The organism is Maridesulfovibrio sp., assembly GCF_963666665.1.
GTDB lineage: Bacteria > Desulfobacterota > Desulfovibrionia > Desulfovibrionales > Desulfovibrionaceae > Maridesulfovibrio.
The window spans coordinates 3,093,329-3,108,273 of sequence record NZ_OY762999.1 but is presented as its reverse complement, the minus strand read 5'-3'; the positions used below and the strand labels follow the sequence as shown (position 1 = coordinate 3,108,273).

Below are 14,945 nucleotides of genomic sequence, written 5' to 3'. Positions count from 1 at the left end.
CCTTTATTTGGCCTTATTGAATTCGTTAACTTTGATAATTACCAGCGTGATGTCATCTTCCTGTTCCATTCCGTCTTGGAACTTGTAGACCTCGGCAATGATTTCCTGCTGGATTTCTGCGGCACTGCGCTTGGCATTTTCGAAGATGATCCGGTCGAGGCGGTCGCGTCCGAACATTTCATCTTTGGTGTTGCGGGCTTCCCAGATGCCGTCGGTTCCGATGAAGATGATTTCCCCTTCATTTAAATCTACATCAAATTCATTGTATTCGGCTTCGTCAAATATGCCGAGAGCCAGCATCGGTGACCCCATGAGGTCTCGTTTTTCGCCGTTGGCAGGATTGTAGATGGTTGCAGGATCATGTCCGGCGCGAACGTACGTTGCTGCTGAATTATCCGGGGAAATTTCGAGGCAGAACAAGGTCATGAAGCGTCCGGTCTCGCCGATGTCGGAGCAGAGCAGTCTGTTTACTTCCCCGATACGGTTTGCCAGCGGTTCACGGTGTCCGGATGCGTGCTTCAGGTGTGCTCGTCCGGTGGTCATAAGCAGGGCCGCTGAAACTCCGTGCCCGGTTACATCGCCGAGCAGGATTCCGGTTCCCCCGCTTGCGGGCGGGGTGTAGAAATCGAAATAGTCGCCCCCGGTTTCGTCGCATGAAATACTGGTGCCGGATATATCAAGGCCGTTGGCCTGCGGCGGGTCCTGTGGAAGTAGGCTGGTGTGTACTTCCTGCGCCAGCTCCATAGATTTACTGATCCGCAGGTGGTCCTGCAATTTGGGGATCATGTGATTGAATGCATTGGCAAGGGTTTCCCGTTCATCCCCGGTTTTGACATCAACATGCACGGACAGGTCGCCTTCGGATATTTTTTCTGCAGCATTGGTCATTACCAGTAGTGGTTTAATGACCTTGCGGCTGCCGATGAATGCTACCAGACCGACAGTGATCAATGTAATTAATGCTGCTGCTCCAACAGCCACGTACAGGTTTTTACTCAATTCAAGGGCCTGATTTGCTGCTCTGTCCGGTACTCTGGTTATGACCCGTTCCGGAGTGATCAGCACGTAGCTGCCCTCACCACGGAAGGGTGCGAAAGCCCAGACGGATTTTATGCCGTTGTAGGGCATGCGCATGACTCCGGATTCACCTTTGGCGATGGAGTTGATCAATCCGTTCAGTGAGTCTTTTGCTGATGATTGCAGATAGCGGACTTCGTTGGGCAGTCCGGTCATCCATGATATGTTGGTCTCTTTATGTCCGGATTCGGCCCAGATGCGCAGTTCAACTCCTTCGTCTGTCTTAACCGGACCGACTACAAATGCCAGAATTGCACTGGACCATTGGGAGGTCAGGTCTTCCTTGCGTAAAAGTTCCACCAGTTGGATGTCGATGGCAACAACACCGATGATATTTCCATTTCGGTTGCGGATGGGCTTGGATAAGGTATAAACCTGCTGTCCGGTGCTGGCATCAATACTTTTATCCCAGACAATTACTCCCTGTTCCACTGCCTTGGTGAACCACGCCCTTTTGCGCGGATCAAAGTTGGCGGGATAGTTGCCGTGACCGGGGTAGGCCATGTGCAGGCCGGAGTTAAGGGTGATGTATACCCGGTGCAAGGCAGTTCCGGCTTGATTGAAAAATGATTTTAAGTCTGTCTTGAGCAGGCAGAGGCGGGCAAGGTCTTTATCGTTTCTTAGCTTACCCTTACCTCCCGGGTAGAAGAAAACAGGTTCTTCCAGACTGATTGAGGATGGAATCTTCTGACCGACTTCACTGACCACGAAATATTGGGGAGATGGTCCGAAGTCGGCTGGTTGGTGTCCTTCGGTGGTGAAATCATCGGAAAAATAAACTTTAGGAGGCTCTCCTACGGGGTCATTGAGTACATCTTCTGCTTCCGCACCGATGGCTTTCAGTGCGAATTCCAGGGATACGGCCTGTTGCTGGACCAGCTTGGCAGAATCTTTGGCGGATTGGTGCATTTCATCAGTCAGGATTTTGATCATGTCCGTACGCAGATTGTCGGATTGAATCTGTCCAAGCTCCTGAATACCCTGCCGGCTTATAACTGAAAGCACCAGCAGGGGGATAAGGCTGAATGTAAGCAGCAATGCAAATAGTTTAATTCGTATGCTCATAGTTGTTTATGGAACGCTCCGTCATGAATATAACTGATCTATAATTAAAATGTGGAAATATGTCGCTTCGGTTGTTTTGTTCTGATATAATAAAAGAGACTTCCGCAATTATTACCGCTTGTTTTGCTTTTCATTGTATATGCTTTATTGCCGGACGGCAACGAAGGATTGGAAATTGCATCAGAACTTGTATCAGGAATGGATGTGCCGGAAATCCGGCATCAACAGGCATGAATAGTTTTGCTAAGACTTCGGGGGTGGCCCATGAACACCGCATTGCTGGAAGAACTGCTCAGGAAGAAGGCTCAGCGTCTGCAACGGCAGGGTTTTACTGTTTCTGAGGCTATTGACCGTGCCGGAGATGAAATTTTTGATTGTATGGCCGGAACCGGCGGGCATGGTTCCCGTTTCTGTTTGCGTATGGTCCTAAACGGAGCCAAAAGGCGGGTCGGTCCGGAAATAGCTACATGTCCTGTTTCGGAGGGAGACAAAAGAGGGTCACTGATTAGATGTGTGGGGATGTAAAGCTAATATATTCCGGATCGCACATGCAATGATGATTGAACAGGAATCATAAAGATAAACAGGGATATGCATGTTTACGCTACCATATTTAGCAGCTAAGGAATGGGTCATGTTGAACGACATTGACCCATATCTTTATATTGGCAGTATTACCGCAAGTGTCTCTGATGTCTTGAGTGCCAAAGACGAGCGTCAGGAAGATTCGTAATTCTGGATACGGAGCATGGATCATGGCGCGGATTAATCTTGCTAAGAATCATGTTTGGAGCGATAACACCAGCCATGAATAAATTTTCCTTGAAAAAATCGGACCTTGCGGTCTTTTCGGTTGTCGCAATTCTACTGTTCTGGATCACCTGCCAGCCGCATCCCATCGAGACTTTTAAGCTCTACACCAAAGAGCACGGCTATATTTTGAGCTTCTTAAAATTCGCTGTCCTTGCCACTTTCGGGGAATGTGTGGCTCTGCGTATTGTGGATGGACGCTATTGGCGCCCCGGATTTGGGCTCATCGCCAAAGCGGTCATGTGGGGTTTTATAGGATTGTTTTTAAAGGCCAGCTTTACGGTATTTGCTGTCGGTTCCCCTGCAGTGCTGACTTCACTGGGATTGAACATCAGTGCAGAAGACGGCTTCTTTGCCCGACTGCTGATAGCCTTTACGACCAGTGTAATGCTCAACACCGTATTCGCCCCGGTGCTCATGATCCTGCACAAGATTTACGACGACCATATTCAGGTCCATCAGGGGAAAATACGCTCTCTGATTCTTCCGGTGGATGTTGCGGATCGTTTCGCTGCAATCGATTGGAACAACATGTGGGGCTTTGTACTCAAAAAGACAGTACCCATCTTCTGGATTCCGGCCCACACCTTTACTTTCATGCTCCCTCCTGATGCGCGCATCATCTTCGCAGCCCTGCTTGGCGGGGTGCTGGGTGTGATTCTGGCTTTTGCCAGTTTAAAAGGGCGGGCGTTGAGTTAGCTGAACATAAACTGCGCCCAGAGCTTCCTGCTCCGTGGCCCGTCAAATTCACAGAAAAATATACGCTGCCATGTGCCGAGCATGACGTCCCCGTCTTCGATGATCAGCATCTGATCCGGACCGAACATGCTGGTTTTGATGTGGGCATCGGAGTTGCCTTCCATGTGTTGGTAGTCTCCTCGGTAGGGGACCAGCTTGCGCATGTTTACGGTTATGTCGCGGACCACATCCGGGTCGGCGCCTTCATTGACTGTAATGGCTCCGGTGGTGTGCGGGCAGTAGAGCAGCAGTGCGCCGGACTGCCAGCCGTTGTCTTTGACCATCCTGCGCACGGACTCGGTTATGTCGATCATTTCTTCACGGCTGTTTGTTCTGATCTGCAAAGTTTCCACTAATTTTCTCCTTTGGAGGAGTCTGTAAGTTTATTGTGCGGTTCGGCTACGCATATTCTGTTGCGGCCGGTATCTTTGGCCTTGTATAGGGCATTGTCGGCACGTGCGAGCATGTCTTCGTACGCGTCCACCCCGAATTTGATGTGTGTGGCGTAATGGGACACGCCAATGGAAATTGTACAGGCCAGAGGCTGCGCTTCGTTATTGAAAGTGCGGGCCTCAATGCCTTGTCGCAATCTTTCTGCGAGGGTGCTGCCGGAATCAATGTCGGAGCCCGGTGCCACAACCACAAATTCCTCCCCGCCGTAACGGGCAATAATGTCGGATGAACGCACAATTTCCTGAAAAGCACTGCTCATCTGTTGCAGGACTATATCACCTACAGTGTGTCCGTAAGTGTCGTTGATAACTTTGAAATGGTCAATGTCCATAATCATAAGCGAGCAAGGCTGGCCGGCGCGAATGGCAATGTCCACAAGTCTTGTTCCTTCTTTCATCAGGTAGCGGCGGTTGGGCAGCCCGGTCAGCTGGTCGGTTACCGCTGATTTTTGCAGTTCCTGTACCGTGCTTTCGACTTTTTCCTGCATGACACAGAAGCCATCCATCAGCTGGGTTACTTCTTCTGGCGGGTGAAGCACTCCTGTTCCGGCACATTCACAATCAAAGTTCCCTTTGGTCATTTGTCGGGCGACCGAGCTTAGCCGTTTGAGGGGAATGCTTATGGAGCGGACCAGTTTAACGGAAAACGGAGTTATGATCAGCAGCGTCAGGAATGCTCCGCCGATAGCCGTCCACAGGAATGAGTATATGGGTTCCATTACTTCGCTGTAGTCAATTTCCGAAACGATGAGCCAATGTCCGGCTTTGATCCATTGACTTGCTCCGAGAACTTCCGCACCCCTGTAGTCGAGATAAACACCTTCCGGTTGTGTTCCCACCAGAGCGGATTCAAGGCTTTGGGTGTTGGTCCTGATTACCATGATGGCGGTGTTTTCAACCCGTCCTGCGGCCTTGAGCTGATCAAGGAAACGGGACTCGGTGAGCATGTATCCTTCTCGGTTGATTATGTATGTTTCGCCGGTGGCACCGAACCAGAGGTTTTTCATCAGTTTGTTAATGGCTGTCAGCTGCGCAGCAAGGAAGACTACTCCGCCGAAAGAACCGTTTTGCAACGTAACGGGGTGTGAGAACAAAATGATGGGATTGTCTAATGATTCTCCAATTATAATTTTGGGTACAAGCGTTGGGTCAGCCTGACATTTGGTGAAATATTCATGGTCACGGATGCCGATCGTTGTAGGAGAATGAATAGATTCGTGGCTTCTGGTTGTTCCGTCAGGGCCTACCCAGATAACTTCGCTGATATCATCATGTGTATTATCGTAAAGATTCAGTAGCGGCTTGATCTGATTGAGTTTACCGCTACGCAGGTTTTCGCTTTCAGCTAGAAATTTTACATCAGAACTTCGTTCCTTGAACCATTCTTCAATAACTATTTTGTGAGAAGTTACCTGTTCTTCCAGTTCTTGTTTTGTTGATTTGATAATGGTTGTCTTGATGAAGAATATCAGCATGATGGTCATGAAAAGCAAAGGTGCTCCGACCATGAGAACCGAATACATTCTGATTCGGCTGCTGATTGTTTTAGGAAAGAAGTGTATGGGCATTAAGGGCACTCCTGCAGTGGTTATCTCAGAAAGAAATATATTACCATTAACGGTGCAGGAGTGCTATTTTTTCTTGCTATGAATTGTTCTCATTGCGGAACATGTGACTGAATCCGGAATCGTAGAGCAGGGATTCGCTGTCACTGTCCTTTCCGGGCAGGATCAGGAAAATGGTCTGCCGGGTGAAGTTGTTCTGTTCTGCTGTTTCTGCCAGTTTTTCAAGCGTGGTCGGAACGGATTTTTCTTCAGGCCAGCCGATGCGGTAGCCTAGGATTGCCGGAGTGGAAGGCTCCATGCCCCCGGCAAGAAGCTGTTCCTGAATGCCCATGGGATTGCCTGCTGAAAGGTAGATGGCCATGGCAGAGTTGTGCTCGGCCAGTTTTTGCAGGGATTCAGATTCCGGCACAGGGGTTCGGCCGGCCATGCGGGTCAGGATCAGGGTCTGGGTTCCACCGGGAACTGTGAACGATGCGCTGGAGGCTGCTGCGGCCGCACAGGCTGAAGTTACTCCGGGAATGACTTCATATTCGATACCTGCTTCTTGCAGTAGACGGGCCTGCTCCTGCACCGCTCCGTAAAGAGCGGGGTCACCGGTGTGTACGCGGGCCACTATTTCACCTTTGGAGGCATATTCATGCATGAGCCTGTCAGTTTCTTCCAAAGACATGGAAGCTGAGTTTTCAATACGTGCATCTTCTCGTGCCTCGGCAATTACGGCCTCAGGAACCAGCGACCCGGCATAGAGTACCATTCCGGCTTCGCGGATAATGCGTTGTCCCTTTACGGTGATAAGTTCCGGGTCTCCCGGTCCGGCGCCGATGAAATATACTTTACCCATTTATTGTCCTTCGGGCTTATCGGCCCAGAGTATGGTTACCGGGTTGTGTGCTTTGTAGCGGATATCCCCGGCGAGTTTGTCTGATGTTGAGGCCTGAATCTGCATGGAATGCCAGTCCCAGCCCAGTTCTTCAAAAAGATCACGGGTGCGCTGGATGCTGCCCATGAGTATGGCGTGGACCACCAGCCTGCCGCCCGGTTTAAGGCGTTCTGCCGCTTCGCGGATAACCGAGTCTCCGCGTCCGATGCCGCCGCCCATGAAGATCCGGTCCGGATCGGGAAGCTCTGCTAATGCCTGCGGCATGTCTCCGCATATAGGATCAACAGTCCAGGCCCGGAAATTTCGGATATTTTCCTTGATCATTGCAATCCGTTCAGCCTTTTTTTCTACGGCGTAAAAACGGGAGCCTGAGCCGATGAAGGATGCTTCAATGGCAACCGAGCCGCAGCCTGCGCCGAGGTCCCAGACGGTCTGTTTATCTCTCAGTCCCAGCAGGGCTATACCTGCGGAACGGACGGGAAGTTTGGTGATTAGCCCCTTTTCCCGTGTGAATGAATCATCATCCCGTCCGAAGAGCGGGGTGCTGAGTTCTTTGTCTTTCGCAGTGAGGATGACGATGTTCAGATCCGGGCATGTGAAATCGAGGAAGGATTCCGGTTCGCCTTGAGTCACCTGTTCGTCCGGTGTTTCCAGCCGGGACAATACGGCCATGGAATAATTATTCACACCTTTTTCAACCAGCCGTCGGGCAATGGTTTGCGGAGTGTTAATCGAGTCTGTGTAAACGGCGCAATCCCTGTTGCGTTGCATGGCTCCGAAGAGCGGCGAGTAATCATTACGGCCATGCAGGGAAATAATTTCAAAGTCTTTCCAGCTGCGAGCCAGCCGCGCAGAACTGACTTGAATGGCTGAAACCGCAGGGGTGACAACAACATTTTCCTTGCCCAGCAGTGGGATTAGGGAAGATGCAATGCCGAATAGCAACGGATCTCCGTCGGCCAGCAATACTACCTTCTTACTCTCTTGCAGCATTTTTCTAAGGGTTTCAGCATATTCTTTTACAGGGGAAGCAAAGGGAATTTTTGGACCCTTGAATTCCGGAAAAGATTCCAGCAACCGTTTTCCGCCGCTGAGCACATCAGCTTTGGAAATGGTTGCCGCAGCTTCTGTTGTAGGCTTCAGGGTGCCTGGATGCAGGCCGATTATCTGCAAGGGATGTTTCATGCTATGTTTCATACAATGTATTGTCTGGATATTAAAGGAAGATTTGTGAATTAAAATTTATTTCAATATTAGTTACCAAAAAAAAGAGAATCTGTTATTGTGGAATTGACCTCTTCCATACTTTTTGCGGAGGTGATGAGGTATGAAAAAGTTAATTGCCATAGCTCTTCTTGTCGGTTCAATTATTACTGCTTTCTACGGATTCTCCCTGACTGCTCCTATGCTGGCCGGAAAAACAATGTCCGATGTAAATGACATTATGGGCAACATGCATATCGAGTACGAGGTAAATAATTACACCGCCGGAACTGAAAATCGTTGTATTCCCTTTTATGTCGTGGCCTTATTGTCCGGTGCTGTAGGTATTTACGTACTCTACTCTACAGGAGATCACGATGAAGAAGATTTTTTCTGATGGTCGGGGTCGTAGACCATTTGTCCGTCAAAATCAAAGAGGAAGTACTCCACAGCTACCTCCGAGTTCCCGCTGAAAGCGCGGGCGTTTCCGTGTGCTTTTCGGACCAGCATGCGGATGAAAGCCGTGCGTGAATCTTTGGGGACCATATCATATATATGCCGGGCCGTTATCGCGGCCCGGATTTTTTTTGTCAGTTCTTCAACCATGCCCAGTTCGGCGCACCACTCCGCGAGCAGGTTAAAGTCGATGGCCCAATCCTTGGCGTGGGTGTAGGGAAAACCCATGGCGTGCTTGACCAACTTGCCGATGAAAATGGACCAGCGCACTGTGCGCATGCCTTTTAATCTAGCCTGTTGCATTGAAAATTTAAAAAAATCAGCTGCCTGTACCATGCTTATTGGCGGGGTTTCAGAAAATTGGGCAAGGTAAAGTTGTTCACTGCGCCGTCCGGTGGTGAATACTATTTCATCCAGTCCCGCAGCACGGGCAACATTCAGGGATTGAGCGATTGAGGCTTTCCATGAGGCATGGCTGTATGGACGGACAATTCCTTGGGTTCCCAGTATGGATATTCCACCCAGAATTCCCAGTCGAGAGTTCATGGTTTTCTTGGCGATTTCCTCGCCCTGCGGAACTTCAATTCTGATTTTGAGCAGTCCGTTAAAATCCGGCGCGATCTTTCCGAGTTCTTTCAGTGCTCCGGCAATAATCTGCTTACGGGGTACGGGATTGATGGCCGCTTCGCCTACGGGTACGGGCAGTCCCGGCAGGGTTACCCTGCCGACACCTTTGCCGCCGTCAACTTCAATCCGCAATGAATCAGCCTTTTCTCTCTTTACAAGTGCGTGGATTTCATGCCCGTGGGTGGCATCAGGATCGTCCCCACCATCCTTGATGACAATTCCGCGCACTTGGTCTCCATCTTTGAGTACCCGGTTCACAGGAACATTCAAAGTGCCTTTGACCGGAAGAGGAATCTCTATTTCTTTGGGGGTACTTCCCTTAAATAACACCCGGATAGCTGCCATTGCTGCTGCTGTGGCGGATGATCCGGTGGTGTATCCTTCCTTAAGTTTCTGCTTAGTCATCTTCAAGCAACCTCCCCCGGGTCAGTATATCTTTGCCGAATTTGAGGCGGACCTGATCTACTGCCTTGTCCAGCTGTTCGAGCTTTTTGTTCTCTTTCGGCTTTTCCGGATCATCAAGCAGGGAAAGCTGCCGGTTGCGTTCTTCGAAGTTAGAAATGCCTACTCCGATCAAGCGAATCGGGCCGATGGTCAGTTCCGCATCAAGCAACGAGCAGGCTGTTTTGAATATTGTACCCGCATGGGACGTCCGGGAGTCCAAAGTACGGCTGCGGGTGATCTGGCGAAAATCGGGAAATTTGATCTTCAGGGTTACGGTCCTTCCTTTGACCCCGTGTTTCCTGATGTCTGCGGCTATGCGTTCGGATTGCTTAAGCAGCAGGGTTTTCAGGGTGTGGACGTCGGAAACATCCTCGCCGAACGTGTTTTCTGCGCTGGAGGATTTCATTGTTCCTCCTTCAGTAACCGGAGTGGGGTCAATGCCCGCACCTTTTTCATAGAGAACCAGTCCCCGTTCCCCGAACCTCTCTTTCCAGAATTCCTGGGGATAGCGGCGCAGGTCTGCGGCGTATGTGATGCCGTAAGAACGCAGGCGGGGCAGGGCTTTTTTGCCAACTCCGGGGATTTTTTCCACAGGAAGGGTCTTCAGGAAATCCTGTACATGTTCTGCGGTGATGATGGAAATGCCATCCGGTTTATTAAGGTCGGAAGCGATTTTTGCCAGAAATTTTACTGGGGCAACACCGACCGACGCGGTCAGCCCGGTGGCTTTGCGAATATCGGCTTTGATGGATTGGGCAATTTGGAGCGGCGTGCCGAAGAGTTTTTCGGTTCCGGTTATGTCGATGTACGCTTCATCAATGGAGGCCTGCTCCACAACCGGGGAGTAGTTGGAGAGTTCTTCCATAACCTTGTGTGAGATCTCTTTGTAGCGGTGCCTGCTGCCTGAGACTACCTGCAACTGCGGGCAGAGTTTTAAAGCCTGACGCACAGGCATTGCCGAGCGGACTCCGAACTTGCGTGCTTCGTAAGAAGCCGCACTGAGCACAGAGCGTTCATGCAGGGAGCCGACCCCCACGGGTTTTCCGCGCAGCTCAGGATTGTCCAGTTGCTCCACGGACGCGAAAAAGGCGTCCATGTCTATGTGTATGATGTATTTCTGCATCGGCATACCCGTTCTAGAGTAAATGCGGGTTGCTTAAATATCTTCCGCGCTGGAAGAGGCAGCGCAGGCTTCAACAAAGTTTGCCGCTACCTGCGGATTGCTGGCAAAATGAAGGTGGATGTAACTGCCAAGTGTTTTGCCGTTAGCAATGAATCCTTCATGGGTGGCAATGTTTTTCTTGCAGGTTACCTGATAGGCCTTTGGAGTATTTTCCGGCATCTCTTCCAAAGCTGAGTAGTGAAACTCGTGTCCCCTTACCTTTGTTCCAGCCGGACCGAGGATTGTATCCTGATTGAGTTCCACTTTGCGGTATCCAAGGGATTGGAAACGGGATTGCATTGCACTGCGGAAGGGGAATATTCCGCACATGGGGAAGACCCGGTCGTCGTTGCAGATGGATTCCATAAGGTACATGAATCCACCGCATTCAGCGTAAACTGGATGTCCGGCTGCGGAAAACTCAGCAATGCTCCGACGTAATTTAGTGTTCTGGGCAAGGTCAAAGGCCGCCAGCTCAGGATAGCCGCCACCGAAATATATTCCTGAAATGTCTTCGGGCAGAGCTTTATCTTCTATGGGAGAAAAGGGAACCAGTTCCGCTCCGGCCTCACGCAGTAAACGCAGATTCTCCTCGTAGTAAAATGAAAAGGCGCTATCCTGTGCAATGCCGATCCTTGTGTGAGGGATCATGGGCACTTCATCAAAAAGTGGGGGAACGGGAATGTCGGGCAGGGCTTCTATAATCTGCTCAAGGTCGAGGTTCTCCTCCACCCAGTCGGCAAGTGCATTGTATTTGAATTCTAGGTCTTCAATGTGGTCCGGGGTTACAAGCCCAAGATGGCGAGAAGGGGTAGATATTTCTGCCCGGCGGGGCAGGCAGCCGATAAGCGGAACATCTATTAAGGAAATGGCTTCACTCAGGATTTGGGCATGATTGCTGCTGCCCACACGATTGAATATCACTCCGGCCACAGGAGTCTCAGGGTCGAAGTTGCAGAATCCCTGCACCAGCGCAGCCGCGGAACGGGCCATGGAACCGGCGTCCACAACAAGGATCACCGGCAGGTTCAGTTCTTTGGAGAGATGGGCTGTAGACCCGGTTTCGTCCAGAGCTGAATAGCCGTCGTAAAGGCCCATGACACCTTCAACAATGCAGGCGTCCGCATCCTGCGTATAGCGGGCGAAAATGTCGCGCAGGGTCTTGCCGGAAAGCATCCAGCCGTCAAGGTTGTGGCAGGTCCGGCCCGAGGCACGGGTATGGTGCCCGGGATCAATGAAGTCCGGCCCGGTTTTGAAGGGCTGTACTTTGATACCGCGACGGGCGAAAGCAGCCATAAGACCCAGTGTTACCGAGGTCTTACCGCAACCGCTGTGTGTTCCTGCTACAATGAAGCCTTTGATGGAGTTCATTGAAACTGTATAATGTTTTTTTTCTGATCAGCCCAGCTTATTCTTGTCCAGATAAGCGACAAATTTTTTCCCTTCAGCAAAATCAGGATTAATCTCCAGACACTTAGCAAGTTCTTCTCGTACCTTGTCGTATTGCTTATCTTCAAAGTAGGCTCGCGCAAGGTTGTAGCGCAGGTTCTCGTCTTCCGGGCTGAGTGCGATAGCTTTTGAGTAATACTCAATAGCCTGAGGAATCATTTTAGATTTACGCAGGTTGATCCCGAAATCATTGAACATATGCTTATGCTCAGGGGCAAAGGGAGCATCCATGGAAACCAGTCGGGCAAAAACGTCATTGGCGCGTTCGGTTTCTCCTCTCTGCATGAGACAGAGTCCTACCCCGAAGTTACCGCGAACGTTCATTTCATCCACTTTGATGGCGTTGGTGTATTCCATTTCAGCGCTGAAGGAGTTGCCCTGCTGGCGGTGTCGATCCGCACGGGCAAGGGTTTTTTGCAATTCCTTCATATTGGGCAGAACCTGCTTGTGGTACATTTCAGGTTCAGGAGTATAATCTTTCAGGAGGGCATCCCGGTCAATTCCTTCGGGGTCTCCGGTGGGAACAAAATGGTTGTTCAAAGGGCGGACCTGAAACAGGTCTTCGGCCATCTGTTCAACAAAATAGTAGCCGATCTGAGCTACGCGGCGAGTGGTGGTTCCGGTTCCGACCTTAGCGATTCTCTGGCGTGAGAATACTCCGCTTAGATCTTTAATTTTAGTATTTTCAGACATTTGCAAGCTCCGCAGATCTAAATTCTTTTCTTCACTGTAACGTTCTTTATTAAAATTGAGAAGGGGCAGTGTTTATTTCCGTGTTATTTTTTGTCCGCTTGTCCGGCTATCCATTTGATCTGGCGGCATATTCCCATGAGCAGGTTAAATTCGTTGCGCTTGATGTCGATTTTGGACATGAAACGTCTTACCGGCATCATCCAGTAATCCGGGTTGTCAGCTTTCAGGAAGTCGATAGCAAGTAGGGTTTCCTGCAGATTGGAAGCCAGAATTTCCTGTTCTTCAAATGAGGTGGGACGTTCTTCAGGAGGGCCTGCCGGGGTGAAGGGTTTGTCCAGAGCGTTTTTAAAGCATTCGTATAATATAATGAGTACAGCCTGAGAAAGGTTCAGGGAGCTGTTTTCATGGCTGGTGGGAATGTTGATCAGTCTTGAGCAGAGCTGGGTTTCATCGTTGGTCAGCCCTCTGTCTTCAGGTCCGAAGACCACAGCAACTTTTTCTCCGGCCCTGAGCTGTTCCACGATTAAGGGAGCTGCGGTGGATGGAGTCATTACACCCTTGCGCCAGCCTCCGGTGCGGGCTGTTGTACCATAAACGCGGGTCTGGCCTTTCAGGGCTTCGGAAAGGTTGTCGGCAACAATTGCTTTTTCTACAATGTCGCGGCCTTTGACTGTTGCCAGAGGCATTGCTTTTTCCATATTCCATGATGCGGGGCGCACCAGGGTCAGGTTTTCACAGCCCATATTGGTCATGGCTCTGGCCGATGATCCTACGTTTTCGGGGAATTTAGTACCGAAAAGTACAATGCTTAAGTTGTCCAGCATGTTAGCTCCGGGAAAAGTTATTTCGCCTGCAAGAGCAGGTAATTCCTTTCAGGATGCAGGCGAACAGCTTTCATAGAGCCATCTTCCTGTGATGTCCAGTTTCGGTTTTGACGGAAAATCACTTTTTGCAAACTCCCCGCAGGGAGTGTAAAATAAGTAGCATGAGTACAACTGAACTATCAGAAAAAATACAGGCCATTGCCGATTCTGCAGGACTTACGCTTGATGAAGTGCAGGAACTTCTCAGCGGAGGGAATGCGATACCTGATGATTTGATGGAAGTTTTTGAAAGGATAGGGGATACGCTGGCTGAGGCGTGCGCAGAAGATTAAACTGCAAAAAAGATAGTCCCGGCTTCGTCAACGGGGAGAAGTACGAAGCCGGGAGGGTGAAGTAAGCTTAGAGCAAGGGTGTCACAACCTTGGGAGAGTAAGCATGGTTGTCTATGCCTTGGAGGAGGGGATGATCGCTCCATCGGCTCCTACTTCACCAAGCAATTCGAAATCAGGAAAAAGGCTGGGGTCAAAGGTATAGGAATAGTAATCTTTAAATTTTATAAGGTATGTTTTCCAACCGTATTGCCGTCTCATACGAGCTGCTTCTTTTATAACATCTGCCATTTCATACTCCGCTTTTTATTCGCTTTCAGGAAATTTGTTGAATACCCGAGCTTCGCATGGCTTGTGCCGGGTCAGATCAATCTTTGCCGTTGTCAGGAGATGGAAAAGGAGGATTCCCCGTTTCCTTCACCCTTTTTTCGTTAGGTCCGCAAAATCCTTTAAATGCTTTTTTAAGAAATTTTTTTTTGTCCAGTGAAGAAATGCTGGCTGTTTGGGTCATGGTATTTCTCCTGTTTGCAGTGTGTCTGAAAACAGTCTTAATGAACTTGAAAATCAATATCAAGAAAAAAATGGGTTTTAAATAAAAAAACTGGCGAGAAATATTCTCCGCCAGTTTTTAAGTTGTAAGCATTGCTAATAGTGCTAGTTGTTGCAGTTAGTTACATGCATATCTTCCGTCTTTGATCTGTTTGATCATGTCCGTAAGGGGAAGATCTGACTTGCAAAATCTTTCGGCAATAGCCGGACATGCACCACATGCCTTAGCACAAGACCGCTTTGCTGCTTCTACGCAGGGTCCGCCGCCGATAGGCAGGAACTCGCAAGCATGGGCGGCAACACGCAGTTCAAGTCCTGCACCGCATTTAACTCTTTGCCCTGCTGAAAAATTCGCCCCGTCAAAGATGTGGCTGCTCATAGCGTCGGCGTAAATTTTCAAGCATGCAGCTTCATTTTGTGTTGCTTTTGTGCATTCTTCGACAAAATCTTCCATCGGACCTGCAAAACAAACAGCAGGAGCGAGAACAAGAAGCAGTGTAAAAATAATTTTTTTCATCCTTCCTCCGCAATTTGGTGGTTTGAGAAATGTAAAATTATTAATCCGGTAATATTTTTATCATCATTTAGTTTTGAGTGTAAGTTTTTTATTGTAAAAATATAA

General features: G+C 49.6%; 17 protein-coding genes. 5 read left to right on the top strand and 12 right to left on the bottom strand.

The window, feature by feature from the left end:
* Nucleotides 1-3: 3 nt before the first annotated feature.
* Nucleotides 4-2,142 (bottom strand): SpoIIE family protein phosphatase, encoded by a 2,139-nt coding sequence (locus ACKU40_RS14255; RefSeq protein ID WP_320173464.1) that lies wholly within the window; start codon nt 2,140-2,142, stop codon nt 4-6.
* Nucleotides 2,143-2,406: 264 nt separating this feature from the next.
* On the opposite strand from ACKU40_RS14255, the gene ACKU40_RS14250 reads away from it, so the two are divergent.
* Together ACKU40_RS14250 and ACKU40_RS14245 are read left to right on the top strand one after the other, a co-directional pair.
* Nucleotides 2,407-2,667 carry a hypothetical protein gene (locus ACKU40_RS14250; protein ID WP_320173463.1) on the top strand — a complete coding sequence of 87 codons (261 nt, stop codon included), beginning with the start codon at nt 2,407-2,409 and terminating at the stop codon, nt 2,665-2,667.
* Between the two features lie 282 nt (nt 2,668-2,949).
* A complete protein-coding gene (locus tag ACKU40_RS14245; RefSeq protein WP_320173462.1) occupies nt 2,950-3,651 on the top strand; it encodes a hypothetical protein in 702 nt (233 codons plus the stop codon).
* Here the strand turns inward: ACKU40_RS14245 and ACKU40_RS14240 are convergent.
* The 4 genes from ACKU40_RS14240 to cbiE all read right to left on the bottom strand — a co-directional run bounded on the left by ACKU40_RS14240 (nt 3,648) and on the right by cbiE (nt 7,772).
* Complete coding sequence (locus ACKU40_RS14240) at nt 3,648-4,043, bottom strand: secondary thiamine-phosphate synthase enzyme YjbQ (RefSeq protein WP_320173461.1); 396 nt, start codon at nt 4,041-4,043, stop codon at nt 3,648-3,650. The genes ACKU40_RS14245 and ACKU40_RS14240 overlap by 4 nt on opposite strands.
* Nucleotides 4,043-5,710 carry a diguanylate cyclase gene (locus tag ACKU40_RS14235; RefSeq protein WP_320173460.1) on the bottom strand — a complete coding sequence of 556 codons (1,668 nt, stop codon included), beginning with the start codon at nt 5,708-5,710 and terminating at the stop codon, nt 4,043-4,045. Before ACKU40_RS14235 ends, ACKU40_RS14240 begins: the two co-directional genes overlap by 1 nt.
* A gap of 76 nt (nt 5,711-5,786) precedes the next feature.
* The gene (gene cobM, locus ACKU40_RS14230) at nt 5,787-6,548 is read right to left on the bottom strand and encodes a precorrin-4 C(11)-methyltransferase (RefSeq protein WP_320173459.1); all 762 of its coding nucleotides are present in this window, start codon (nt 6,546-6,548) and stop codon (nt 5,787-5,789) included.
* Nucleotides 6,549-7,772, bottom strand: coding sequence for a precorrin-6y C5,15-methyltransferase (decarboxylating) subunit CbiE (gene cbiE / locus ACKU40_RS14225; RefSeq protein ID WP_320173458.1), 1,224 nt, complete (start codon nt 7,770-7,772; stop codon nt 6,549-6,551).
* Nucleotides 7,773-7,914: 142 nt separating this feature from the next.
* Here cbiE and ACKU40_RS14220 point away from each other — a divergent pair, with 142 nt between their 5' ends.
* Nucleotides 7,915-8,187, top strand: a complete 273-nt coding sequence (locus ACKU40_RS14220; RefSeq protein ID WP_320173457.1) for a hypothetical protein — start codon at nt 7,915-7,917, stop codon at nt 8,185-8,187.
* Here ACKU40_RS14220 and cbiD read toward each other — a convergent pair.
* The 5 genes from cbiD to ACKU40_RS14195 form a co-directional block, all read right to left on the bottom strand.
* Complete coding sequence (gene cbiD, locus ACKU40_RS14215) at nt 8,163-9,278, bottom strand: cobalt-precorrin-5B (C(1))-methyltransferase CbiD (RefSeq protein WP_320173456.1); 1,116 nt, start codon at nt 9,276-9,278, stop codon at nt 8,163-8,165. The genes ACKU40_RS14220 and cbiD overlap by 25 nt on opposite strands.
* Nucleotides 9,271-10,440 (bottom strand): DNA polymerase IV, encoded by a 1,170-nt coding sequence (gene dinB, locus ACKU40_RS14210; protein WP_320173455.1) that lies wholly within the window; start codon nt 10,438-10,440, stop codon nt 9,271-9,273. Before dinB ends, cbiD begins: the two co-directional genes overlap by 8 nt.
* Before the next feature lie 33 nt (nt 10,441-10,473).
* Entirely contained in the window at nt 10,474-11,850 is a 1,377-nt protein-coding gene (locus ACKU40_RS14205; protein WP_320173454.1) for a cobyrinate a,c-diamide synthase, read from the bottom strand.
* A gap of 27 nt (nt 11,851-11,877) precedes the next feature.
* Nucleotides 11,878-12,621 carry a tetratricopeptide repeat protein gene (locus tag ACKU40_RS14200; RefSeq protein ID WP_320173453.1) on the bottom strand — a complete coding sequence of 248 codons (744 nt, stop codon included), beginning with the start codon at nt 12,619-12,621 and terminating at the stop codon, nt 11,878-11,880.
* 83 nt (nt 12,622-12,704) lie between these two features.
* Nucleotides 12,705-13,445 carry an RNA methyltransferase gene (locus ACKU40_RS14195; RefSeq protein ID WP_320173452.1) on the bottom strand — a complete coding sequence of 247 codons (741 nt, stop codon included), beginning with the start codon at nt 13,443-13,445 and terminating at the stop codon, nt 12,705-12,707.
* Nucleotides 13,446-13,606: 161 nt separating this feature from the next.
* Between ACKU40_RS14195 and ACKU40_RS14190 the strand changes: the two genes are divergently transcribed.
* Nucleotides 13,607-13,777, top strand: coding sequence for a hypothetical protein (locus ACKU40_RS14190; protein WP_320173451.1), 171 nt, complete (start codon nt 13,607-13,609; stop codon nt 13,775-13,777).
* A gap of 111 nt (nt 13,778-13,888) precedes the next feature.
* Here the strand turns inward: ACKU40_RS14190 and ACKU40_RS14185 are convergent, their stop codons facing one another.
* On the bottom strand, nt 13,889-14,065 hold the full coding sequence (locus ACKU40_RS14185) for a hypothetical protein (protein WP_012765866.1): 177 nt from the start codon (nt 14,063-14,065) through the stop codon (nt 13,889-13,891).
* A 56-nt stretch (nt 14,066-14,121) separates the two neighbouring features.
* Between ACKU40_RS14185 and ACKU40_RS14180 the strand changes: the two genes are divergently transcribed.
* Nucleotides 14,122-14,370 (top strand): hypothetical protein, encoded by a 249-nt coding sequence (locus ACKU40_RS14180; RefSeq protein WP_320173450.1) that lies wholly within the window; start codon nt 14,122-14,124, stop codon nt 14,368-14,370.
* 71 nt (nt 14,371-14,441) lie between these two features.
* On the opposite strand, the gene ACKU40_RS14175 is transcribed toward ACKU40_RS14180, so the two are convergent.
* Nucleotides 14,442-14,840, bottom strand: coding sequence for a hypothetical protein (locus tag ACKU40_RS14175; protein WP_320173449.1), 399 nt, complete (start codon nt 14,838-14,840; stop codon nt 14,442-14,444).
* Nucleotides 14,841-14,945: the final 105 nt, after the last annotated feature.